Below are 22992 nucleotides of genomic sequence, written 5' to 3'. Positions count from 1 at the left end.
TGGTAATAATTAATTTTACGCAAGGAGAATATCGTTGAGCGAGCCGGTTATTATCGTTGCTGAAGATGACGCGACCATGCGCACAGTGCTGAGCCAGGCGCTCACCAGAGCGGGCTATGCCGTTCGCCTTGCGCATAATCGTGCGGCGCTCTGGGCTCTGATTACCAGTGGTGAAGGTGAGCTGGTCATCAGCGATGTCAATATGCCGGATGGCTCGGTGTTCGAAATTTTACCGCGTATTCGCAAAACCCGCCCTGAATTGCCGGTTGTGGTGATGAGTGCGCAAAATACATTTATGACGGCTATTCGCGCATCCGAGGCCGGTGCCTATGATTATCTGCCAAAGCCGTTTGATCTGGCTGAAATGGTTGCATTGCTGCGCCGCGCTTTGGCGGAGCCGAAGCCGGTTGCTGCAAAGGCCGATACTGATGAGCAGGCCGAAGCTATGCCGCTTGTAGGCCGCTCGGTGGCGATGCAGGATGTGTATCGTGTGCTGGCGCGGATGATGCAAACAGATTTAACGCTGATGATCACCGGAGAATCCGGCACCGGTAAAGAATTGGTAGCACGTGCACTGCATGAATATGGCCGCCGCCGCAACGGGCCTTTTGTTGCGATTAATATGGCAGCTATCCCGCGTGATCTGATTGAGTCTGAATTATTCGGCCATGAAAAGGGTGCGTTTACCGGTGCGCAGCAGCGGTTTTCAGGTCGCTTTGAGCAAGCCAATGGCGGCACGCTGTTTCTCGATGAGATTGGTGATATGCCAATGGAAGCGCAAACGCGTTTGCTGCGTGTATTGCAGCAGGGTGAATATATGACCGTTGGCGGGCGCATACCGATTAAAACCGATGTGCGTATTGTTGCGGCCACCAATAAGGATTTACTGCGACAAATCCATAAAGGGCAGTTTCGTGAAGATCTGTATTACAGGCTTAATGTTGTGCCGCTACGCATGCCGCCTTTGCGCGAGCGCAGTGAGGATGTGACGGATCTGGTACAGCATTTCTTCCGGCTTGTTGAAAAAGAAGGCCTGCCGCCTAAACAGATTGATGCAGATGGTTTTGCAGTGCTGCGCCATTATACATGGCCCGGCAATGTGAGGGAGCTGGAAAATCTGGTGCGCAGGCTTGCAGCACTCTACCCGCAGGAAGAGATCAATGCTGAGATTATCCGCCACGAATTGCATCAGCTTCCGCCATCTGAGCTGGGTGATGGGGCAATATTAAAGCCGGATACAATTACCAGTCTGCGTGAGGCGACCGAAATTTATCTGCGGCAGTATTTTGCCTCATTCAATGGCGCTTTGCCCCCGCAGGGGTTATATGAGCGGATTTTGGAGGAGATTGAATATCCGCTTCTGGCAGCAAGCCTAACTGCAACATCTGGCAACCAGATCAAGGCTGCGGAACTGCTGGGCTTAAATCGTAATACATTGCGAAAGAAAATCCGCGATCATGATTTGAATATTTTCAAAAATACCTGATATTTTGTAAGCAATAAGGCAGTTGTTTTTGATGATAGGCTGACTTCATAAGCATCTAGGCAGAAACATTGTAATCATAGAATGTTTATCCGGTTTAATTGGTTTATGCCTTTTATTAGCAAAGTTACGACCATTGATAACAATTGATATCAGCATTGAACTCGGTTAAGTCGCATATATCACTGTTACACCCTCCGATTGATGTCTGAAAGCATAGTACAATGCGTGTCCCGTCGAACCCGATGATGTTGATAGGGCCTGCAGTACTTCTGATTTTCGCGCTGTGTTTTATTTTAGTCTGGATGAATGAAAAGCAGCGCAGGCATTTGCTGTTTTTCGGTGCTGCTAATTGTTTGTTTTGTATGGGGGCTCTCGTCCAATTACTCTCAACGCCACCGGATTTAGGGCAGAATGCTATTTTGTCTGCGCTGATTTATTCCTATAGCGTTTTGCTGTTTTGCGACGGCCTATTGAGGCGTAGCGGTTCGCAGCTCAGTACTTCAACATATGTTTTTGTACCAGCTCTTATTATTAGCGGTATCGCATATTTTTATTACGCAGACCGACAGGTCTTAGTTCGGATATATATATTGAATTACGGCTTTGCCGTTATTTTTCTGATGACCGCATGGCGGTTGCGTGCGTTAAGTGCTGGTAAGCTTGCAGAGCGCGTGTTTTTTTGGGTGTTTTTGATTTTCGCGCTGCATTTCTTCCCGCGTACTTTTTTGACCGTGGGCGGTGTTCCGAATGTCAGTAGTGAATTTGCAGCAACGACATTCTGGTTGGTCTTACAGTTTTCACTCGCATTTTTAGGTGTCGCTTTGGCGCTGGCTTTGCTTGCAGTAACCGTTAGCGATATGCTGGAAAATCTGGGTCGGGAGCGTTCCTATGACCTGTTAACCGGTGTGCTCAACCGGCGTGGCTTTGAAGAAGCATGTGCGAAAATTACCATTCATGAAAATAGCTGGCCTATTCAGGTGATGGCCGTAGATATTGATTACTTTAAAATCATCAATGACACTTACGGGCATGCTGCGGGTGATGTGGTACTTCGGGAAATGGGTAAATTACTTCTCGATAGTCTGCATTCAGGTGATATTTGCGGGCGCCTGGGTGGTGAGGAATTTGCTTTGGTGCTGAGTAAGTGTGATCGCACAACGGCGCATCACCTTGCGGATCGTTTGCGGTCTGCTGTTGCGCAGAAGCACTTCAAAAGCCTGCCTGAGGGGCGTGGCATTACTGTGAGTATCGGGCTTGCTGCCGCTATGAAACATGAGAGCTTGATGTTTGCAATCGACAGGGCAGATCAGGCACTCTATCGCGCCAAAAATACCGGCAGAAACCAAGTGGTTGCAGCGTATGAAAATAGAGTGGTCTGAGTTGGGAGCAATGCAGCGCAAGCAGCGCTAAGATCTATCTCTGACGGGATCACGCTGCTTTAACACCATTACCCCTCCAATTCAGAATGGCATTTTTAACGCCATCTCCACTATATTTCTCACGATTACCAGGCCCATAGCGGTTAGCGCCATGAAAGCGACCAAGTCATTCATACTTGCCCCTCCCATTTTTAATGCGAGGTCATTATACGACTTTAGTCTAATAAGTTAAGAGGGGGGAAGCTGCACTTTTACAGCTGAATGCGCTTGGCGATCCACCAGCCAATAAGTGGCGTAATGATTGCCGCTGCGCCAACCACGACAATCATCGGATAGATCGGTTTTTGGGATAGGGCAGGCATTGTCAGTACAAAAATAAAGCCTGTGCCAACCAGAACAATAAAGACGATTGAGCCAATGAGTGATGCAAGATGGAAATTTGTCGACATAAATGTGCCTCCTTAGAGCATTTCACAATCAATCCGGATCAGCCTCATGACCATATGAGAACACCTCTATCCTGTTTGATCAAGTGGGGCATTGATCAGGATCAAGGGCGCCATCAGCACAAAAACAATGTCATAACAAATGAAAAGCCCGGCGGTTAAGCCGGGCTGAACAGAGTGGTGGTTTACCGCTTTCAGGTTGAACCAACTTGAAGTGGCAAGTTTAGTTCTTTTGTGTTTGGTTCTCACCATGCGCACGCTTGCCATGGAATTTGCCTTTACCGGAATGCTCGCGTGATTTGAGCTCGCTACGGTCCAGGATGCCGTCTTTGTTTTTATCCAGTTCGGCGAATTTTGCTGTGCGGGCTTTTTCAATGGCCTCAAGTGAAATCTTACCGTCCTTATTGACATCAAGGCGGCGCTCCATGCGGTCGGCTGAGCGTTTCACCATCATTTTGAGGGCGTGAGCTTCAATTTCTTCGCGGGAAAGAATACCGTCGCCATTGGTATCTGCAGCTTTCAGCTCTTCCATTCTTGTGAATTTCGCAAGATCAATGGGTTGACGTGCAGGTTTAGCTGAAGTTTCAACAGGTGCTTTATCAGAGCTAGCTTTGTTTGTATCTTGTGCAAGCGCTGGCGATACTAGAACAGAAGAAGCAACAATCGCAAGAATAAGTGTTTTAGCATTCATGATGTTTATAACTCCGTTACTCATTACATTTGACCTGTGATGGGTCCGTGATTTGTATGGGAGTAATATCTAGCAAACAATGTGAACTCATTATGAACACTTCAATTAAATATTTGTAATGTTTTATCAAAAGTTATTTATGCAAGGCATCTATCTGATGGATCTGCGGTTAAAATAAATCGCAATTATGCACCGCGTACACTGTGTGTAGCGGCGGTTTCAATGCCGTCTGTGGGGCGCTAACATGGGCTGAGACTGGTTTTAACGGTTGAAGGCGCTTTATTAAGCTATTTCAAAGTTTACCGGCAACGAAGTCGGTTACCAATAATATGATACTGAAAATGATAATCAGCGAGATAATCCAGATGCCGAAGGCTTTGATTTCGGCATATTGCGCACCGGATTTGGACTCAAGATATTTGCGCTCTGCCATAGCCGCGATGAAGACTGAGAATGGCAGGCCGATGAATAAGAGTGACACTATAAGTGTAGTCGCTTTAAATATCATGACATCTCTCTCACGTGGTTTGCGGTGCGCGCCTGTAACAATTTATAAACTTAAGCAATGAAAGCAATGAGTTTGTTGGTTTTCATTCAAATATTTATAATATCCAATCTGCTAATAAATGCCGACACTAGCAAGATATAGTTATGAATATACCATTTTATCATTGAATTTTTGCTGTACATCTGTCATTGGCACCCTCAACGCGGGAGGGCGCCGCATGATGGGATTTACATTACTATGCGAGGCTATACGCCAGCAGCGACAGGTCAATTTTATATATAAGGCCGCTCGCTGGAGGCTGGAGCCATATATAATTGGCTATAATGTCAGTGGTGATACATTATTAAACGGATGGGTAGTCAAGCATCGTAGTGTGGTTGGCTGGCACCAATTTCAGGTGCCGCTCATTTTTAATGTCAGTCTAACCTCTACCCAGGTTTTACGAGCCAGACCTGATTATAATGCTTATGATAAATCAATTGCACAAGTTATCTGCCGGTTTGAAAATATATCAGCATGCGAGCGTGAATGAGCTTTTCTCAGTGCATGAACGTCGGGAAGTTTTGTGAAGCATAGGGTGTTGATATTCCTCGACCCTATGCTTGCATCTTTTATTCTGCACGCAAATCGTGCAGCCATGGGCCGATGCTTCTGGCATCTGCTTCATGGGGTTCGTCGCGCCAGGTTTCAGCAAGGCTGGCTTGATACCAAGTCTGCATTGCTGGCAGATCGCGCAAATGTTGCGCATATTTACCGGCTTTTTCATTGAGTTGGATATTGTAGGTCTGCAGGCGGAAAGCGACAGGGGCAAAAAACGCATCCACGGCTGTGAAGTCTTTTCCGGCAAGAAATGGCCCGCCGAATAATTCAATACCCTCATTCCAGATTTGTTCAAGGCGCTGCAAATCTTTTAGCAATGCCGAATCCATGCGGTGGCTGATATCAATCCGCAGTCCGATATTATTGGTGCAGACTGAACGAAGAGCATTGAAGCCGGAATGCATCTCTGCTGTGGCGCTGCGAGCCCATGCTTTGGCCTTGATATTCTGAGGCCACACAAGAGGGTGCTGATCGGCAATATATTCAGTGATGCTGAGAGAGTCCCACACAGTAATGGCGCTGCCGTCACTTTGAATATCGATAAGGCAGGGAACTTGTGCTGTGGGGGAAGGATTGGCTGAAGTCCAGTCTTTACTGCCAAACGGCACCAGCATTTCTTCAAACGGGATTTCCAGCTGCTTCAGCACCAGCCATGGCCGTAAAGACCAGGATGAATAATTTTTGTTAGCGATATATAAAGTGTACATGAGATGTCCGATCTTACGCTGCTCTATGATTGCAGTGATCTCATGAATTGTCCTCTGAGTATAGAGGCTTAGCCCAAGTTCAGCCAAGTCAAAATCCGTTCAATCCTGTTGTTTTTCCCGCAAATATGCCAGCAAATCATCAATCTGGTTTTCCCATAGCCCCCAGAAGCGCATGGAGGTGTTCGGGATCATGGTTTTGGGAGAGGAGAGGAATGTTTTTAAGCTGTCTTCATCCCATGTCAGGCCATCTTCACCGGCGGCTTTCATGGCAGCAGAATATTCAAACCCTTCAATGTTCCCGGCTTTTCGCCCCATAAGATTCATCAAATGCGGCCCCATTTTATTGGTCGGCTGATCCAATACATGGCAGGAACGGCATTTGAGATAGATTTTTTCACCGGCTTTTGCATTGCCTGTATTAGAAATCTGAGCCTGAGCCAGTGTTGCGATAAGCATAAAGGCGCTGAAAAGGACGGGAATGTATAAATGCGGCATTGCGGGTTTCATTTATGGCTGGTTATTTTGAAGCGAATTTAGCCCTGATTATACTACAGGCAAACGATATTGTGATTATTTTAGCGGTGATGCGGCACTATGAGCGGCATATCAATGGTGGTCTTTGATTGACTGGGGGCTATAATTTTGCCAAATCAGCGCAAGTGATACTTCAGATTGCGCTGTGATCGGTGGTATGGGTAAGGCTGATGCGCTGTTATTGACGGTGCCTGCTGTTTTTCATAGGCGACAGGCTTGCGCTTGTATATATGTCTGTGTGATTGCAAAATGTTGCAGCATTTAAGAGGTCCTTACGGGCACGGTGCTGTAATGTGAGATTGAGATTGTTACGTGCGTTTGAGCGCACAGGAAAGGTTTAGGGCTATGACAGCCGATTTCCGCGAGCTTCGTGTTAATATGGTTGATACGCAGATCCGCACAACCGATGTGACTGATCTTGCTGTTCTGGATGCTTTTCTGGCAGTGCCACGCGAAGAGTTTGTACCGGCTCATCGCCGTGAGCTGGCCTATATCGACGAAGATCAGATTCTGGCTGAAACAGCTGAAGGTACCCGCTATTTGATGGAGGCTTCACCGGCCGCGCGTCTGGTGCAGCTGGCCTCGGTTAAAAAGCAGGATGTTGTTCTGGATATTGGCTGTGGCACAGGTTATCTGGCCGCAATTTTATCGCAGCTTGCCAGCTCGGTTATCGCATTAGAAGATAATGCGGATTTTGTAGACTCTGCCAGTGCAAAACTGCAGGCACTTGGCTGTGATAATGTGGTTGTTGTGAGTGGTGAACTCACTTCCGGTTACCCCAAAGAAGCACCTTTTGATGTGATTATTATTGAAGGCGCGGTTGATTTTGTGCCGGAAGCGCTTTTGGCCCAGTTGAAAAACGGCGGTCGTCTGGTGGCGATTGAAGGGCAGGGCAATATGGGTGTTGCTCATATTTATGTCAAAGAAGACGGCATTGTCTCGCGTCGCGGTGTTTTCAATGCTGCTGTCAAGCTTTTGCCGGGCTTCAGACGTACTGCTGACTTCGTATTCTGATAGTGATTTATTTTCTGCTAAAAAGCCTGTATAGCCTGTGCTATACAGGCTTTTTTCTTTTTCAGGTTTTTAGCGCTTAAAATCTCTGACCAACCTGATATTGTCTTTTATGTATGAATATGATGATTTGTTGTTATGTCTGAAAGTATGCCAATTTTTAGCGCACAAATAATTGTTGTCTTGCAACAATAACAATTTGTTTATGAGTGAACGAACCAGACGGCTGGAAAATTTGATTTTTACCAGTTATTAGCAAGTACCCGAAAGTGCTCGGGAAATTTGATTCGAATTGTATGGGGTAGTCCGTGATTAATTTACGCAAACAGGTATTCGCTGTTGCACTGTTAGCGAGCACGGTACTCGCACCTGCACCTGTTATGGCGGAAACGCTGTTCGGTGCCATGCAAAAAGCTTATCATAACAATGCGGCGCTTAATTCATCCCGCGCAGGTTTGCGTGCGGTTGATGAGGATGTGGCGATTGCTAAATCCGGATACCGGCCTACAATTAACGGCACATATAATTATGGCCGTACCCGCAGTGGTTTAACCAACCAGTATTCAACCACGGGCGTGGTTGGTATTGAGCTGAACCAGACATTGTTTGATGGTTTTTTGACAAAAAACAGCGTGGCTCGCGCTGAAAGCACAGTATTTGCCCAGCGCGAAAAACTGCGCAATGAAGAGCAGAACCGTCTTTTTGAAGCGGTTCAGGCCTATATGGATGTTTATAAATATCGCCAGATTGCTAATCTGCGTCAGAAAAATCTCGGCGCATTGAATGAGCAGGTTCGTGCCTCTAAAGCCCGTTTGGATGTGGGTGAAGGTACACGCACAGACGTAGCGCAGGCAGATGCGCAGCGCTCAGCCGCCATTGCAAAGCTGAATGCAGCCATGGCTGATGTTAAATCGGCTGAAGCTGTTTATCGTCAGGTAACAGGCTCAGCGCCGGATAAATTGCAGCCTGCAAAGCCAGCCGGTAAATCTCTTCCAAAAAATATCAACAATGCCTATATTGTTGCTGAAGCAGGCCATCCCGGCATTAAAGCTACGCAATTTGCGATGGATGCTGCCGGACATAATGTTAAGGCCAATGAAAGCGCATTGCTGCCAACCGTTGGCGTAACCGCTTCTGCGCAACATTCTACTGTTTATTCCGGTTTACCTATGGTTGGTGATGGTAATTCTGCATCGATTGGTGTGGGTGTAAAAGTCCCGATCTATTCCGGTGGCCGCACTTCAGCTACCGTGCGTAAATCCAAAGAGCAGCTCGGTCAGGCACGAATTGAGATTGACGTTGTTCAGGATCAGGTGCGTGCGGCTGTTGCCTCATCATGGTCACAGCTGGAAGCCGCGCGTGCTTCACTCTCTGCATTTCGTGACGGTATTGCTGCTGCACAGCTGGCACTGAATGGTGTTGTTGAAGAGCGCAATGTTGGCCAGCGAACAACGCTTGATGTGTTGAATGCTCAGAATGAACTGGTGGATATTCAGATCCAGATGGTTGAATCTGAAGCCAATGTGGTTGTTGCCAGCTATGCTGTACTTTCTGCTGTTGGCCGGTTGACCGCAACCCAGATTGGCCTGCAGGTGGCAGAACATAAGCCTGAAGAGCATTATGAAGCGGTTAAAGATAAGTGGATTGGTTTGCGTACGCCTGATGGCCGCTAATTTTGAGCTTATATAAATTTAAAAAAACGGTGCTTAAAGCGCCGTTTTTTTATGTCCGCTTTTATGCGGCAGTAATGTAAATCTGTGCCATTCAGTATCAGAGTTCTGAATTGGTTAAAAAAACCTTAAGAAAGCTGTGTTTTACGCCGATCACCCTGCCGCAGGGATTCTCAAATCAGCAATCCTTCTGTACCTTTAGAAATAAGATTCGTTGAATTCATAGCGATAAAAATTTTATGCATATTTTATTCGGTAATTGAAAAGCTCAGGCTTATATCCGGAATTATGCTTTAGTTAAGGGATGCGGCACGATATGGCACAGACTTTCAGCACAGCACGTGAGCCATCCATGGAAGAAATTCTGGCTTCTATTCGCAGGATTATTGAAGACAGCGATGTGACCAAACAGGTGAGTGCTGAATTATCCGCACCCTTGTCAAAGTCTGCTGAGCCGGAAATGCGGGTTGAAGCGAGCTTGCAGCCACAAGCCGAAGTGACTAAAGCTGCCACTCTTGATCCGGTTGAAAAACGCGGCGAAATTGCCCAGTTCCGCCGTCCGCAAGCTCATGAAGACAATCACGATGATGGGCAGCATGAGAGCCAGAATCAGGATAGACTTGCCGGTGAAAACACTGTGCCGTCATTGTCCTTGCAGGCAGTTTTACGTGGCTCGATTGATGGACAGCAAACAGCCAATATTCAAGCTAACCAGCTGGCGCGCGCTGAAATGCATGACCGGAATGTAGCCTCGGTACGTATTGCTGCGGTTAACCCGCCGGTGCCGCCTGTCGTCGTTGCTGCTGAAGATATGCCGGTTTTAAAGACCACCAAAGCCTCTGAGGTTTTGCTTATGCAAATCGCCGAGCAGCGCGTTGTCTCGATGAACCAGCCAGCAGCTAAACAGGAGGATGCCGCGGTGGTGGATAGCACTTCAGACAAGCCATTGATCTCACAGGCAGCAGAAGAGCATGTTGCGGCATCATTTGGTAGTCTTAGTCAGGCTTTGCTGGAAGAGCAGAAGCGTCTGCTCAACGAGAAAATGGAAACCATGCTGCGTCCGATGTTGCAGCAATGGCTTGACACCAATCTGCCGCCATTGGTTGAGCGACTGGTTCGTGAAGAGATTGAGCGCGTGGTTCGCCGCGGTTGAGGGCGCAGCGCTGGTAAAGTGCCCCTTATAGCCCTTTATGCGACGCATATAGGGCTATTTTTATGATCACAGCCGCCTTATATAGATAATAGAAATATCGTGATTTTGCTGTGCAGGCCGCAGTTTGTCTTGATTCTTTGCGCCAGACTTGTTTTGAAGGGCACAACAGAGTCTTGTTTGTCCCGTGTTTGTGATTTTTGCCCGTTCGGTTTGAACGAGACAGATCATGAAATACCGGCGTGCCTGCCTTCATATAAAGAGACAGAGTTTTTATGTTAGAGAAAACCTACGATTCCGCGGCCACTGAGCCAAAAATTGCTGAACTTTGGGAAAAAGCTGAAGCCTTCAAGGCCGGTGCCGGTTCCAAGCCGGGTGCGGAGCCGTTTGCTGTGGTGATCCCGCCGCCGAATGTTACCGGTTCTCTGCATATGGGCCATGCGCTCAATAATACTATCCAGGATATTATGGTGCGCTTTGAGCGCATGCGTGGCAAAAACGTGCTGTGGCAGCCCGGTATGGACCATGCTGGCATTGCCACCCAGATGGTTGTTGAGCGCCAGCTGATGGAGCGTAAAGAACCTAATCGCCATGCTATGGGGCGTGAGAAATTTGTTGAGCGCATCTGGGAATGGAAAGAAGAATCCGGCGGTTTGATTTTCAATCAGCTACGTCGTCTTGGTGCGTCTTGCGATTGGTCGCGTGAGCGCTTCACTATGGATGAAGGGCTTTCAAAAGCTGTTCTGGAAGTTTTCGTATCACTGTATAAAGAAGGCCTGATCTATAAAGACAAGCGTCTGGTGAACTGGGATCCCAAACTGCAGACTGCAATTTCGGATATTGAAGTTGAGCAGCGTGAAATCAAAGGTAATCTCTGGCATTTCCGCTATCCGCTGGAAGGCGTGGCTTTTGACGCTGAAAATCCGGATACTTATATTGTTGTAGCCACAACCCGCCCTGAAACCATGCTGGGCGATAGCGGTATTGCGGTTAATCCGGAAGACCCGCGCTATCAGTCGCACATTGGTAAAAACGCAGTGCTGCCACTGGTTGGCCGCGCTTTGCCGATCGTTGGTGATGATTACGCTGATCCTGAATCAGGCTCCGGTGCAGTTAAAATCACGCCTGCGCATGATTTCAATGATGCTGAAGTTGGTAAACGCAATAATTTGCGTAAAATCAATATCATGTCGCCGGTTGCTACAATTGTGCTGAAAGACAATGAAGACTTTATTGAAGGTCTTGCACCGTCAGCAAAGCTTGATGCGCTGATCACTCAGTTCCATGATCAGGATCGATTTAAAGCCCGCAAAGCCATTGTTGAAATGATGGATGAGGGCGGCTATCTCGAAAAAATCGAAGATCACACGCATATGGTGCCGCATGGCGACCGTGGCGGCGTGCCAATCGAGCCGCTTTTGACCGATCAATGGTATGTAAATGCGGCTGAAATGGCGAAGCCTGCCATTGAGAGTGTGCGTGAAGGCCGCACAGCTATCGTGCCTAAAACATGGGAAAAAACCTATTATGACTGGATGGAAAACATTCAGCCATGGTGTATTTCCCGCCAATTATGGTGGGGTCATCAGATCCCTGCATGGTATGGGCCTGATGGCACAATCTTTGTTGAAAAGAGTGAAGAACAGGCGCTGGCTGCCGCTGCAAAACATTATGGTGAGGCAACCGAATTAACCCGTGACAGCGATGTGCTGGATACATGGTTCTCGTCTGCACTTTGGCCGTTTTCAACACTCGGCTGGCCGGATAAGACACCGGAACTGGATACATATTACCAGACCGATGTGCTGGTAACCGGTTTTGATATCATCTTCTTCTGGGTTGCCCGTATGATGATGATGGGACTGCACTTCATGAAAGAGGAGCCGTTCCACACCGTTTATGTTCACGCTTTGGTGCGCGATAAGAACGGCGCTAAAATGTCGAAATCCAAAGGCAATGTTATCAATCCGCTCGATCTGATTGATGAATATGGTGCCGATGCGCTGCGCTTCTCGCTGGCGATTATGGCGGCGCAGGGGCGTGATGTTAAGCTTGATCCGGCACGTATTGCCGGCTACCGCAATTTTGGTACCAAACTGTGGAATGCGACACGGTTTGCGCAGATGAACGGCGTGACCCGCAATCCTGATTTCAAACCGGAGCATGCCAAGCTTGCGGTTAACCGCTGGATTTTGACCGAACTGACCCGTGCGACCAAGCTGGTCACTGAGGGCATCACCACCTATCGCTTCAATGATGCGGCAGGCGCGGCCTACCGCTTTGTGTGGAACCAGTTCTGCGATTGGTATCTGGAGCTGCTCAAGCCGATTTTCATGGGCGATGATGAGGATGCTAAAGTTGAGGCACAGGCCTGCGCGGCCTATTGCCTTGATGAAATCTATGCTCTGTTGCATCCGTTCATGCCATTCATGACGGAAGAGCTGTGGAGCCTCACTGCCGGTGAAGGTCAGAGCCGTGACACACTGCTGGCACATGCACCTTGGCCGGTTCTGTCGTTTGAAGATGGCCACGCGGCTGATGATATTAACTGGTTGATTGAGCTGGTTTCAGGTATCCGCTCGGTTCGTTCCGAAATGAACGTGCCGCCATCAGCGCAAGCACCGCTTGTGGTGCTGGAAGCGTGTGAAGCCACCAAGCAGCGCCTTGATCATCATGATGCTGCAATTAAGCGTCTGTCACGTATTGCCAGTATTGATCTGTCTGATGCAGCGCCAAAAGGCTCCGCACAGCTGGTAGTGGGTGAGGCAACCTATTGCATGCCGCTTGGCAGCCTGATTGATCTGACCGCTGAAATGGCGCGTTTGAACAAGGAGAGCGATAAGCTTTCTGCAGAAATGGAAAAAATTGACAAGAAGCTGTCTAATGAGCGCTTTGTTGCCAATGCCAAGCCGGAAGTGGTTGAAGCTGATCGTGCGCGTTTTGCAGAGTTGCAGGAAGCGCAAGGTAAGGTCGCTGTTGCAATGCAGCGTCTTAAGGATGCTGAATAAACTCTGAACTATCTCAGACTGTTTATAATATGTATTACGCCCTCAAATCCATGTGGTTTGAGGGCGTAATTATTTCTAATGATACCATTGTGCAAAAAGATGACTGACAGAATCAAAATACACTTGTTATCGGTTTGATTCTATTCCTGCAGGCAGGCATGATTTTTCTTAAGTCTATGTAATTATTTATGTTTTGTATAATTTAAGCAGTGGTTTAATTACGAGAATATTTGTAAATAAAAATAGTTTTTCTGATAAAACGGTTTTTAATAAGCCCTAAAATATGAGCGAAAAATGTGCAGATGATACGTTACAAGACTGTAAATTATGATTGTTATTTCATGTTGTAATTATGGCACAGGTGTCGAATTCTGAGACAGAAACTGTGAATTATGACGTTTTTTTGATTAAATCTGAGCGACTAGCAGCAAGAAAACGCTCGAAATCTACAAAAAACTGGAATTTTTACAGGATTCGCATTGATCAGTGAGTTCCTTGCCGGATTGCTGCTCTTGCAGAACCGGTTTCACATGTTACGCTTACGTCAAAATTAAATATAAATGAGGGACAAAATGCCGAAATATGCAATTAAAATTTCCGCTGCATCGCTCGCATTAGCCGGGGGGCTGATTGGTGGCATTGTAGCGACACATGCTGGCGGTCTGGAACGCAGCTCGCAGGATTTTGATATTCTGTTTGAAGATGGAAATGTTGTCGAAACCGGCGCCACATTTGTTACACCACAGCGTAAATTGAAAAATATTCGCGGTAATTCTTTCCCTGTAAATCCTGTGCCTGGTCAAAATATAGGCAAACCTTTTGAAACAGATGTAGATGAAGGTAAGTCTTATTGGGTACCAAAAGTTTCGGCAAAGTTTCAGCTGACTGATGATCTGGCATGTGCTGCGCAATATCGTCAACCTTGGGGTATTGAAACGGATTCAGGGATTAATAATGCCCGTATGTTTTCTGCTATTAAGCAGAAAATCTCATCTAACGATTATGGTTTGAATTGCTCCTACCGTTTTGCGGCCGGTGATAAAGGCTTTTTTCGTTTGCTTGGTGGCGTGAGCTATCAGGAGCTTAAAGGTGAGCAATCGAAGGTATCAGCACTTAGTAAAGCGCCACCATTTAGTTTTGGCAATAGTAGTCTTGATGTTGATGATAGTGCTTTTGGATGGCGACTCGGAGCTGCTTATGAGATTCCGGAAATTGCCCTGCGTACCAGTCTCGTCTATCAGTCAAAAGTCGATTACAAGCTGAGTGGAGAGGTGAATATTGACGCTCTTGCACCGACAGGCGACATCGCAGCAAGACTGAATACGCCAGTTGCAGGTAGTGTTTCAACTCCGCAATCTGTTGAATTCAAATTCCAGACTGGTATTGCGCCGGATTGGTTAGCCTTGGGCTCGATCAAATGGACTGATTGGAAAAGCATCACCAAAGTTAGCTTTCTCAATACAGGTAATAGCCCGTTCTTAGGTGTTATTCCTGTAGGTCAAGAAGTTACTTCTCTTGATCTCTATTATCGTGATGGTTGGACTGTTATGGGTGGCATTGGTCATAAATTTAATGACCAATGGTCCGGCGCTGCAACTGTTACATGGGATCGTGGTACAACAACCGGCCTTACATCTCAGACTGACGTCTGGTTACTTGGCTTAGGTGCAAATTATAAAGCTACAGAGCAATTCGAATTGCGCCTTGCAGGTGCAGTCGGTGTTCTGACTTCCGGAACACTTGATAATACAAAATTTGCAGATGGAAGCCTTAACCCAACAGGTTCCAAGGCAGATTTCGGAACGGATGTTGTTGGTGGTGTAACACTATCAGCCAAATACAAGTTCTAATCTGTTATACGAAACAAACGGCGCTGTGGTTATGATGATCACAGCGCCGTTTTGATTCAACAACTTTAGTCTATTTTTCTAGGCGGGCTAGAAGCGATGATGTATCCCAGCGTCCGCCTCCGAGTTTTTGTACATCCTTGTAATATTGATCCACAAGAGCGGTAAGTGCGAGTGTGGCGCCGTTGCGATCAGCCTCTTCAAGGCAGATATTCAAATCTTTGCGCATCCAGTCGGCAGCAAAGCCGAGTTCATATTCGCCTTTAATCATGGTTGGTGAGCGGTTTTCCATCTGCCATGAGCCGGCAGCACCTTTTGAGATCACGTCAATTACTGTTTGAATATCCAGTCCGGCACATTTTCCAAAGTGAATAGCTTCCGCTAAGCCCTGCACAATACCGGCAATGCAAATCTGGTTCATCATTTTGGCAAGCTGACCATTGCCTACAGGCCCCATTAGGCCAACTGAGCGAGCATAGCCTTCAATAACCGGCTTGGCTTTTTCGAATGCCGTTTCTTCAGCGCCGCACATTACAGTCAGTACGCCATTTTCTGCGCCGGCCTGGCCGCCGGAAACCGGTGCATCAATAAAATGAAAGCCCGATTCACGCGCTGCTTTATCCAGTTCACGGGCAATTTCGGCAGAGGCGGTGGTATTATCGATAAAAACCGTGTCTTTGCCCATAGCAGCAAATGCACCATTGGCACCTAAAGTAACCGAGCGCAGATCGTCATCATTGCCAACACAGCAAAAAACAAAGTCCTGTCCGCGTGCTGCTTCTGCTGGTGTATTAGCAAAGCGCCCGTCAAAACTCTCTGCCCAGTTTTTTGCCTTTGCTGCGGTGCGGTTATAAACCGTAACATCATGGCCGCCGCGTGTTTTAAGGTGACCTGCCATCGGATAGCCCATAACCCCGAGGCCGATAAATGCAACTTTAGCCATTCCTGCTCCCATTCCTGCAATCTGTTCATTACGATAGATGTTATTATTAAACGTATTTAACGTGTCGGATCCCGTGATTTCAGCTATCCTTGTAAACGTAATTTGGAGTTGAGTGTAATGGTGCTGGATGAAAATACAATCAATGGTGCATGTCATTGCGGCACCGTACGTTTGCGTATTACGCTTGAAGACGGTTTAAACACTGCACGGCGTTGCACTTGTTCTTATTGCCGTATGCGTGGTGCAGTTGCGGTAACCGCGGCTTTGGGTGGTGTTGAAATCATTGGCGGGGCAGCGGCTCTGAGGCTTTATCAATTCAATACAAACGTTGCGAAACATTATTTTTGTTCACTATGCGGAATTTATACCCACCATCAGCGTCGCTCTAACCCGCAGGAATATGGCGTGAATGCTGCTTGTCTTGAAGGTGTAAGTCCGTTTGACTTTACGGAAGTGCTTGTTAATGACGGTATACAGCATCCTGCAGATTATCCGGAGCGTCCGCGATCAGCCATTGCCGGCGTGCTGAAATACATCCGCTGTGTGGAAGTTCAAGGCTAGAGCATTTCGTATCCCAATGGAATCATTGGGCGGCCACGATAATGCGTAAAAACAATAACTTAGAGCGGTTAATGCTCAGGATTGATCGCAGCGCTCGCTCTAGATTTCAGAGTTTTCGCATTGTCATATCTCTCAAGTTGATTCAACTTGAGAGTGAAATGCTGTAATCAAAGCCCCGTTCTTCTCCATACCCAAAACCCCGGTTTCGGATCAACAATCGCACTCAGTGCCCGTGCATAATCGAGCACAAGGCCAGGCGTCCACGCCATCGTTTCCGCACGCTTTCTCATCATGCTTGCGGCCCATAATTCGGGATAAATAATTGCTCGGAACGCTGAAAATACCGGCCAACGCTTATGACGATATACACCCTCTAATGCGGCATCCAGCGCATCTGCTACAGTGCTGGAGCAGTTGCGGTTGGTCAGATTATATGTGTTATCCGCGCCATATACTTTCCAGAAAGCGCGCAGCTTATCCTCGTCAATGTTTTTAATAACCACTTTGACCGTGGATTCACACCAGCCTTCAGCCTCGGTTTTATAATCAGGCTGGTATCTGCCAGCAACATTGTTGTCTGCGGTCGCCCTTAAAGTGCGGGTAAATTCATTGGGTGAACGGTCAATTTCAACATCAGGATAATGGCTGATATAGATATCTGGTAAAAATTCCAATGCGGCATGACCGGTAGATATAACGCCATCAGCATCAACCGAGGCAATATAGCGGCTGATAGCGCGCTGGCGGAGCGGGGTCATGGCTGTGCCGGTTGGCGTCCAGACATGAACAATCAGTTCGCCGCGTTTAGCAGTGCCGGTGCTGTTGATATCCGGATTGATCGCCGACAGAAAATTACTTCTGCCAAACAGCTTGGAAATTGGTGCACCTGCCTCAAGCCGATGAATACGCAGCGCAATATGGATGATACCAAGGCTGGTCAAAACCATAACCGCGCCGACATTGGCAGCAACCGTGCCTGCATACCATGTTGGCCATGGCTGCAGAGTAGCTATGGCTAAAAGAATTTCAACTATACCGCCGGCAATGCCTAGTTTCCAGCGCGGATAGCGAACCACCCATGCGCTTGCAATGCGCATGCTGCCGTCGACCAGAAAGCAAAGGCCAAAAACAACTGCAAGAATAAAATTGCTGGCCACACTAGAAGAGAAAATCAGAATGGAAATCGCAAATAGTGCAATACTTTGCACAATTCGCATTTGTCTGGCAGTTCCGTGACTACCCCAGGCGGCAAGCAGACTGACTGCTGCTTCTGGTAAAAGAAAATAGCCGAAGAAATGTGAATGGATCACGGTTTTACCGTCTAAGGCATCTATAATAATCAGGATGCCGGCTACAAACCACAAAATACCGACAGTAAATAGCGTTTTCCAGTGATGCTGGATAATCTCGCGCCCAAGGAAAAGAAATAAAATACGTATCATGCGATAATCTCAGTTTCTGCCGCAGGCATTCTGTTTTAGTGTAAGCATATTACTGATAATTAAAAACAGTTACTATCGCATTGACAAATATTGCATATGAAAAAAACTACCCCAGTCATCTATTGATGAGATTAAAAGGCAGTAAGCTCATGAAACCAGTAAACTCGAAGTTGGAATTTGTACTTCAAACAGTACATAGCGCTATTCAGCCGTGAGAACATTTCTGCTGCTCTAAAACGTCTCCGATCTTTTTTATCGGCAGTGACTTTTGTATCAGGCGCTCTTTTTGGTGCGTTTGGCTTTAGGGGCAGGGGCGTCAATCAGGCTGTCTTCAAGTTCTTTTGCCAGTCGAGCTTCGCGCAAGCGCAGGGTTTTTTCTTCGCGGGCGAGTAGAATTGCATCTTGTTCCTCTGCGACACGATTACGTACCGGGGCTTCGGTTTGCGTTCTGCTGAAAGCGGCTTCAGCTTGCTGGCGTGATTTACTATGTGTTTCGGACATCATGATCCTGATTTTTAAATGAGTGTTGTGCATATGCATATGTGTGGCGGTACAAAAAGTAATTTGGAATTTTCGGCGAACATGCACGCTTTTAATGCTCTAGAGCGGGAAACGTTCAGGTTGGATCGCAGTGCCCACTCTAGATTTTAGCTTTTTCGCATTGTCATACCACTCAAGTTGATTCAACTTGATAGTGAAGTGCTCTAACAGGCATAGAAGTAAAGTCTTGCTGACTTCTCTGAAGCATTCTGGCCGGTTTCGGAGTGTGCTTTGGGATAGATGTGGTAACATCAAAATCACATGCAGATTAAGGTAATCTGAATGTAAATATTTGTGCCGGGCAAACCGGCAATAAAAAAGGCCAGGCAAATTTGCCTGACCTCTGTAGGTATTATGCTCTCAACAGTGCCAGTACATCCGTGGTCAAAGGAAAGCTGATACCAAATATTATACGGCCTGGAGATTACAAGCAGACATTTTGCCTGACTTGTTATCGCGTTCCATTTCGTAGCCGATCTTCTGACCTTCTACGATTTCACGCATGCCAGCGCGTTCTACAGCTGAAATATGAACGAACACATCAGTGCCGCCATTGTCAGGCTGAATGAAGCCGAAGCCTTTAGTGGAATTAAACCATTTAACTGTGCCAGTGGTCATAACGAACCCTTTTCATAGCAAGATTGAATACTCCGTTACGTGTGAACGTGACGAATAGTGATAGCGATTTTTTGAAAGGAAGGTTCGTTCAGGGCGCAATGACTGCGCGGTAACCAAAGCTAAACAAGCAAATATCGATAACCACTTTATAGCTGTAAAAAAACAGAATGTCAAATTTAGTTTTATACTCTGTTTTTATGGCCAGCGCTTAGTGGTCGTGGCGGGAACTTATTCCCAGCCACTAATCTATTATAATCTCAGTAATATTCAATCACAGTATCATTGAGCAATACGCGCATAATACGGTATGCATAGAAGAATGCAGCAATCCCTAAAGTGAAAATAATCAGGAAAAACCAAATAATCACATGGCCAATGGATGACGCGAGGTTGAAATCGCAGCGAAACTTTCCGATTGCACGACCATGCGCATCCAGAATTTCAGTTCTATTGAGCACAACCTTGTTCATATAATAAGGAAAAACCAGCAGCGCTAAACCCAAGGTAATAAGCGTCAGTAATACCCAGATGATCACATGACCAATGGCTTCGCCGGTGCTGAAATTACAACGCAGCTTACCCATGCGTGTCGCTTTATAATCTGATGCAGTTATGTTTGTTTCCATAGTTCCCTCTGGATATAATTGATTGTGCTCAATAGCCTTAACCGCAGGCAATTACACAACCCGAAATGATTTTAAAACTTTACCGACCAGCGCTCGATATCAGTATTATGCCCGATCAGTGCCAGACCTGTGGCGATTGAGTCAAACTGATTGCTGCTCGAAACATCCGCATGTTCAAAGCGCTCCGAAAATAGTGTTTTAATCGCTGGTACAAACGACGTGCCGCCTGTCAAAAATACCCGGTCAATGTCTTTAAATGCAATGCCTGCAGTTTCTACAGCTTTATCGACGCAATCGGATATGGCTTGCATATCCTCATTAATCCAGTTTTCAAATTCCGAGCGATGTACATTGGCTTCAATCTGAAAACTATCAGCTTTAAAATTTAGTTTTGCTGATTGGGCAGAAGACAGGCTAACCTTGAGGTTAGACACAACGCGATAGAGCTCGAAACCATAATCACCTTCAATCATTTCGATAAAGTGGTTGAGTGCATCGGGGTTAACTGCTTGTGACGCCAGCTCATGCAATTCTCTGAGCGTTGAAGGCGAGTTCATCAAAAACAGTGTGTTCCAGCGGGCAAAACTGGCATAATAATGGTTTGGAATTGGCAGCAGCTTGCCAAAGGATTTATAATTGTCACGTTTTCCAAGCTTGGGTGAAACAACATTATCAATAATACGATAATCCAGCGTATCACCGGCAATGCCCAAACCAACCTGACTTAAAGGGGTTGATGTCAGGCCATTTTGTGTAACATCAAAATTGACAATGGAGAAATCGCTGGTACCGCCGCCAAAATCGGCCACCAGAACAGTCGAGGCGCTCTTTAGTTCTTGCGCATAAAAAAATGCAGCTGCAACCGGTTCATATACATAATGAATATCGGTAAAACCAAAATCCCTTAGCGCTTTTTCATAGCGCGCCATTGCCAGTGCTTCATCCGGATTATAACCGGCAAAAGTCACAGGACGGCCAACAATCACCTTGTTGCCTTTGGCAAGAAGGCGATCACCAAGCCGTTGTGCCAGGCTTTCAAGAAAGGTGCGCAGCAGATCCTCGAATTTAAAGCGTTGTCCATATACCGGCGTATCAGTGAAGGATTTGCTGGCGGCAAAAGATTTAAACGACTGCAAAAAACGGCAATTATGCGGATCGTCAATAAAGCGATCCATAGCCCACGGGCCGCTTTCCACATGTCGCTGGCCTTTGGCACCATCGCGCCAGAAGCACAGTACTGAACGATAGGCTGAGATGATGCTGTCATCTTTGGGAAAAGATAGCACTTCAGCAATACCGTTGCTGTCTGCGACCGCGATAACAGTATTGGTTGTCCCGAAATCGAGGCCAATAGTTATCTTCTCCGAGGGTGTGTGAATACCGGAGGTCATGGATCTGATCCTTGCTTCTTTATACGGGGCTTTTGTTTGCGGGCGTGTTTTTAGAAAACGGCGTTTATAGCCGTTTAATTGGCGTGGTCAATGAGGGTAGGTCGGTAAAGCGAACCGTAGATTCGGACTGAAATTTATAGGGTTGTGACATGCCATCCGTGAGACAAGGATAAGCAGACTTAATAAATCCTCTGCCACCGTTTAAGATCTCTATGCACACTGACTTACATATAGAACTTTAGATGCATAGGCGGGAAATAATATTTCAATCGATTTGATTCTTGTCTGAGAATGCTTGACGAACGCAAAATAGTAACGTTCTATTTCTATCGATGATCGGTGAAGACCGGATATCTGACTGCCTGACAAGGTAGTTCCTACTGGAAAAGCGGAAACCACTTCGCGGCCACAACTTGCAAACGGGAGGAATACGCGATGCGCAAGTTAATGACGACGACAGCAATGGCATTAGGTCTTATGGCAGGTGCGGCGCAAGCTGCGGAGAATGTTGAAGTTTTGCATTGGTGGACTGCTGGCGGGGAGGCCGCAGCGCTGAATGTGCTTAAAAAAGATCTTGAGAGTAAAGACATCAGCTGGACAGATATGCCTGTTGCCGGCGGTAGTGGTGTGGAAGCAATGACAGTGCTGCGCGCACGTGTTGCATCCGGCAATCCGCCGACAGCGGCACAGATGCTTGGATTTGATTTGCGCGATTGGGCGAAAGAAGGCTCATTGGGCAATCTTGATGAAGTGGCCGCGAAAGAAGGCTGGGACAAGGTAATTCCTGCCCCATTACAGGACTTTGCGAAATATGACGGCCATTGGATTGCCGCTCCGGTCAATATTCATACCACCAACTGGATGTGGATCAACAAGGCGGCACTTGATAAAGCTGGTGGCAAAGAGCCAACAAATTGGGATGAACTGATTGCATTGCTCGATAAGTTCAAAGAGCAGGGCATAACCCCTGTCGCTCATGGTGGCCAGCCATGGCAGGACGGCACTATTTTTGATGCAGTCGTGCTGTCTTTCGGCGCTGACTTTTATAAAAAAGCGATGATCGATCTGGATCCGGAAGCCCTGAGTGGTGATACGATGAAACAGGTTTTCGATCGTATGACCAAGTTACGCTCTTATGTAGATGACAATTTCTCAGGCCGAGACTGGAATTTGGCCTCTGCAATGGTGATTGAAGATAAAGCCGGTCTGCAATTTATGGGCGACTGGGCAAAAGGCGAGTTTTTGAAGGCCGGTAAAAAGCCGGGCGTAGACTTTGTCTGTATGCGTTATCCTGAAACACAAGGCTCTGTTACCTTTAACACTGATATGTTCGCTATGTTTAAGGTAGCGGAAGACAAGCTTCCGGCTCAATATGCCATGGCTTCAGCGATTGAAAGCCCTGCGTTCCAGACCGCCTTCAACGTGGTCAAAGGTTCGGCCCCGGCGCGTACAGATGTGCCTGATACCGAATTCGACGATTGCGGTAAAAAGGCAATTGCTGATGTGAAAGAAGCCAGCGAAAAAGGCACTATGGTTGGCTCCATGGCACATGGTTATGCCAATCCGGCTGCCGTTAAAAGCGCCATGTTTGATGTCGTGACGCGTCAGTTTAACGGTGAGCTGAATTCGGAGGAAGCCGCTGAGGAACTGGCTGCTGCCGTCGCCGCTGCGCAATAGAATAAAAAAATATTTCACCTCAGAGGCCGCCACTCAGGCGGCCTCTATAGTAAGACATAATGTCTGCGGTGAAATTTATAAAATAGCTTTATAATTTGATTTTATGCGTAACCTGTGCGGTTTCTCATAGCCGGATATGTGCGCCAACCGTGGTGAA

The 22992-nt window shown here is 46.9% G+C and carries 21 protein-coding genes; 10 read left to right on the top strand and 11 right to left on the bottom strand.

The annotated features are described in order from the left end of the window. The first annotated feature begins 34 nt into the window (after positions 1–34). Together ntrC and MP213Fo_RS01130 are read left to right on the top strand one after the other, a co-directional pair. Positions 35–1486 (top strand): nitrogen regulation protein NR(I), encoded by a 1452-nt coding sequence (gene ntrC / locus MP213Fo_RS01135; RefSeq protein WP_421089871.1) that lies wholly within the window; start codon positions 35–37, stop codon positions 1484–1486. A gap of 590 nt (positions 1487–2076) precedes the next feature. Next, on the top strand, positions 2077–2865 hold the full coding sequence (locus tag MP213Fo_RS01130; RefSeq protein WP_421089870.1) for a GGDEF domain-containing protein: 789 nt from the start codon (positions 2077–2079) through the stop codon (positions 2863–2865). A 251-nt stretch (positions 2866–3116) separates the two neighbouring features. Here MP213Fo_RS01130 and MP213Fo_RS01125 read toward each other — a convergent pair whose 3' ends face one another. The 3 genes from MP213Fo_RS01125 to MP213Fo_RS01115 form a co-directional block, all read right to left on the bottom strand. Next, positions 3117–3314 (bottom strand): hypothetical protein, encoded by a 198-nt coding sequence (locus tag MP213Fo_RS01125; RefSeq protein WP_421089869.1) that lies wholly within the window; start codon positions 3312–3314, stop codon positions 3117–3119. Between the two features lie 220 nt (positions 3315–3534). Then, entirely contained in the window at positions 3535–4002 is a 468-nt protein-coding gene (locus MP213Fo_RS01120) for an EF-hand domain-containing protein (protein WP_421089868.1), read from the bottom strand. A gap of 292 nt (positions 4003–4294) precedes the next feature. Beyond that, positions 4295–4483, bottom strand: a complete 189-nt coding sequence (locus MP213Fo_RS01115; RefSeq protein WP_421089867.1) for a hypothetical protein — start codon at positions 4481–4483, stop codon at positions 4295–4297. 244 nt (positions 4484–4727) lie between these two features. Here MP213Fo_RS01115 and MP213Fo_RS01110 point away from each other — a divergent pair, with 244 nt between their 5' ends. Continuing rightward, complete coding sequence (locus MP213Fo_RS01110) at positions 4728–5042, top strand: hypothetical protein (RefSeq protein ID WP_421089866.1); 315 nt, start codon at positions 4728–4730, stop codon at positions 5040–5042. Between the two features lie 79 nt (positions 5043–5121). On the opposite strand, the gene MP213Fo_RS01105 is transcribed toward MP213Fo_RS01110, so the two are convergent. Both MP213Fo_RS01105 and MP213Fo_RS01100 read right to left on the bottom strand, forming a co-directional pair. Continuing rightward, on the bottom strand, positions 5122–5817 hold the full coding sequence (locus MP213Fo_RS01105) for a glutathione S-transferase family protein (RefSeq protein WP_421089865.1): 696 nt from the start codon (positions 5815–5817) through the stop codon (positions 5122–5124). Between the two features lie 99 nt (positions 5818–5916). Continuing rightward, a complete protein-coding gene (locus tag MP213Fo_RS01100; RefSeq protein ID WP_421089864.1) occupies positions 5917–6273 on the bottom strand; it encodes a c-type cytochrome in 357 nt (118 codons plus the stop codon). Positions 6274–6696: 423 nt separating this feature from the next. Here MP213Fo_RS01100 and MP213Fo_RS01095 point away from each other — a divergent pair, with 423 nt between their 5' ends. The 5 genes from MP213Fo_RS01095 (at position 6697) to MP213Fo_RS01075 (ending at position 15040) form a co-directional block, all read left to right on the top strand. After that, positions 6697–7365 (top strand): protein-L-isoaspartate O-methyltransferase family protein, encoded by a 669-nt coding sequence (locus MP213Fo_RS01095; RefSeq protein ID WP_421089863.1) that lies wholly within the window; start codon positions 6697–6699, stop codon positions 7363–7365. Positions 7366–7742: 377 nt separating this feature from the next. Next, positions 7743–9035: a TolC family outer membrane protein gene (locus MP213Fo_RS01090; protein WP_421090959.1), complete on the top strand. Its 1293-nt coding sequence runs from the start codon at positions 7743–7745 to the stop codon at positions 9033–9035. 313 nt (positions 9036–9348) lie between these two features. Next, a complete protein-coding gene (locus tag MP213Fo_RS01085) occupies positions 9349–10185 on the top strand; it encodes a PopZ family protein (RefSeq protein ID WP_421089862.1) in 837 nt (278 codons plus the stop codon). A 272-nt stretch (positions 10186–10457) separates the two neighbouring features. Further along, the gene (locus tag MP213Fo_RS01080; RefSeq protein ID WP_421089861.1) at positions 10458–13190 is read left to right on the top strand and encodes a valine--tRNA ligase; all 2733 of its coding nucleotides are present in this window, start codon (positions 10458–10460) and stop codon (positions 13188–13190) included. A 560-nt stretch (positions 13191–13750) separates the two neighbouring features. Next, the gene (locus MP213Fo_RS01075; RefSeq protein ID WP_421089860.1) at positions 13751–15040 is read left to right on the top strand and encodes an OmpP1/FadL family transporter; all 1290 of its coding nucleotides are present in this window, start codon (positions 13751–13753) and stop codon (positions 15038–15040) included. 70 nt (positions 15041–15110) lie between these two features. Here the strand turns inward: MP213Fo_RS01075 and MP213Fo_RS01070 are convergent, their stop codons facing one another. Continuing rightward, on the bottom strand, positions 15111–15980 hold the full coding sequence (locus tag MP213Fo_RS01070) for an NAD(P)-dependent oxidoreductase (protein ID WP_421089859.1): 870 nt from the start codon (positions 15978–15980) through the stop codon (positions 15111–15113). Positions 15981–16097: 117 nt separating this feature from the next. On the opposite strand from MP213Fo_RS01070, the gene MP213Fo_RS01065 reads away from it, so the two are divergent. Further along, positions 16098–16541, top strand: a complete 444-nt coding sequence (locus MP213Fo_RS01065; RefSeq protein WP_421089858.1) for a GFA family protein — start codon at positions 16098–16100, stop codon at positions 16539–16541. Between the two features lie 167 nt (positions 16542–16708). Here MP213Fo_RS01065 and MP213Fo_RS01060 read toward each other — a convergent pair whose 3' ends face one another. The 5 genes from MP213Fo_RS01060 to MP213Fo_RS01040 form a co-directional block, all read right to left on the bottom strand. Next, positions 16709–17983 (bottom strand): HdeD family acid-resistance protein, encoded by a 1275-nt coding sequence (locus tag MP213Fo_RS01060; protein WP_421089857.1) that lies wholly within the window; start codon positions 17981–17983, stop codon positions 16709–16711. A gap of 273 nt (positions 17984–18256) precedes the next feature. Then, on the bottom strand, positions 18257–18484 hold the full coding sequence (locus MP213Fo_RS01055; RefSeq protein ID WP_421089856.1) for a hypothetical protein: 228 nt from the start codon (positions 18482–18484) through the stop codon (positions 18257–18259). Between the two features lie 447 nt (positions 18485–18931). Then, positions 18932–19141 carry a cold-shock protein gene (locus MP213Fo_RS01050; RefSeq protein ID WP_421089855.1) on the bottom strand — a complete coding sequence of 70 codons (210 nt, stop codon included), beginning with the start codon at positions 19139–19141 and terminating at the stop codon, positions 18932–18934. Between the two features lie 257 nt (positions 19142–19398). Further along, positions 19399–19767: a DUF6693 family protein gene (locus MP213Fo_RS01045; protein WP_421089854.1), complete on the bottom strand. Its 369-nt coding sequence runs from the start codon at positions 19765–19767 to the stop codon at positions 19399–19401. Positions 19768–19838: 71 nt separating this feature from the next. After that, positions 19839–21158 carry an Hsp70 family protein gene (locus MP213Fo_RS01040; protein WP_421089853.1) on the bottom strand — a complete coding sequence of 440 codons (1320 nt, stop codon included), beginning with the start codon at positions 21156–21158 and terminating at the stop codon, positions 19839–19841. 435 nt (positions 21159–21593) lie between these two features. Between MP213Fo_RS01040 and MP213Fo_RS01035 the strand changes: the two genes are divergently transcribed. Then, positions 21594–22835 (top strand): ABC transporter substrate-binding protein, encoded by a 1242-nt coding sequence (locus tag MP213Fo_RS01035; protein WP_421089852.1) that lies wholly within the window; start codon positions 21594–21596, stop codon positions 22833–22835. Positions 22836–22992: the final 157 nt, after the last annotated feature.

Origin of the sequence: Pseudochrobactrum mosebachae, assembly GCF_048914685.1 — a bacterium.
GTDB lineage: Bacteria > Pseudomonadota > Alphaproteobacteria > Rhizobiales > Rhizobiaceae > Pseudochrobactrum.
This window is presented reverse-complemented; position numbering and strand designations above follow the sequence as displayed.

Excerpts from the sequence above, each read along its gene's own strand:
- MP213Fo_RS01045 (WP_421089854.1), bottom strand. The coding sequence starts at position 19,767 with ATGGAAACAAACATAACTGCATCAGATTATAAAGCGACACGCATGGGT.
- MP213Fo_RS01085 (WP_421089862.1), top strand. The coding sequence starts at position 9,349 with ATGGCACAGACTTTCAGCACAGCACGTGAGCCATCCATGGAAGAAATT.
- MP213Fo_RS01035 (WP_421089852.1), top strand. The coding sequence starts at position 21,594 with ATGCGCAAGTTAATGACGACGACAGCAATGGCATTAGGTCTTATGGCA.
- MP213Fo_RS01080 (WP_421089861.1), top strand. The coding sequence starts at position 10,458 with ATGTTAGAGAAAACCTACGATTCCGCGGCCACTGAGCCAAAAATTGCT.
- MP213Fo_RS01070 (WP_421089859.1), bottom strand. The coding sequence starts at position 15,980 with ATGGCTAAAGTTGCATTTATCGGCCTCGGGGTTATGGGCTATCCGATG.
- MP213Fo_RS01100 (WP_421089864.1), bottom strand. The coding sequence starts at position 6,273 with ATGCTTATCGCAACACTGGCTCAGGCTCAGATTTCTAATACAGGCAAT.
- MP213Fo_RS01105 (WP_421089865.1), bottom strand. The coding sequence starts at position 5,817 with ATGTACACTTTATATATCGCTAACAAAAATTATTCATCCTGGTCTTTA.
- MP213Fo_RS01050 (WP_421089855.1), bottom strand. The coding sequence starts at position 19,141 with ATGACCACTGGCACAGTTAAATGGTTTAATTCCACTAAAGGCTTCGGC.
- MP213Fo_RS01065 (WP_421089858.1), top strand. The coding sequence starts at position 16,098 with ATGGTGCTGGATGAAAATACAATCAATGGTGCATGTCATTGCGGCACC.
- MP213Fo_RS01075 (WP_421089860.1), top strand. The coding sequence starts at position 13,751 with ATGAGGGACAAAATGCCGAAATATGCAATTAAAATTTCCGCTGCATCG.
- MP213Fo_RS01110 (WP_421089866.1), top strand. The coding sequence starts at position 4,728 with ATGATGGGATTTACATTACTATGCGAGGCTATACGCCAGCAGCGACAG.
- MP213Fo_RS01120 (WP_421089868.1), bottom strand. The coding sequence starts at position 4,002 with ATGAATGCTAAAACACTTATTCTTGCGATTGTTGCTTCTTCTGTTCTA.
- MP213Fo_RS01060 (WP_421089857.1), bottom strand. The coding sequence starts at position 17,983 with ATGATACGTATTTTATTTCTTTTCCTTGGGCGCGAGATTATCCAGCAT.
- MP213Fo_RS01040 (WP_421089853.1), bottom strand. The coding sequence starts at position 21,158 with ATGACCTCCGGTATTCACACACCCTCGGAGAAGATAACTATTGGCCTC.
- MP213Fo_RS01125 (WP_421089869.1), bottom strand. The coding sequence starts at position 3,314 with ATGTCGACAAATTTCCATCTTGCATCACTCATTGGCTCAATCGTCTTT.
- MP213Fo_RS01055 (WP_421089856.1), bottom strand. The coding sequence starts at position 18,484 with ATGTCCGAAACACATAGTAAATCACGCCAGCAAGCTGAAGCCGCTTTC.
- MP213Fo_RS01090 (WP_421090959.1), top strand. The coding sequence starts at position 7,743 with ATGGCGGAAACGCTGTTCGGTGCCATGCAAAAAGCTTATCATAACAAT.
- MP213Fo_RS01095 (WP_421089863.1), top strand. The coding sequence starts at position 6,697 with ATGACAGCCGATTTCCGCGAGCTTCGTGTTAATATGGTTGATACGCAG.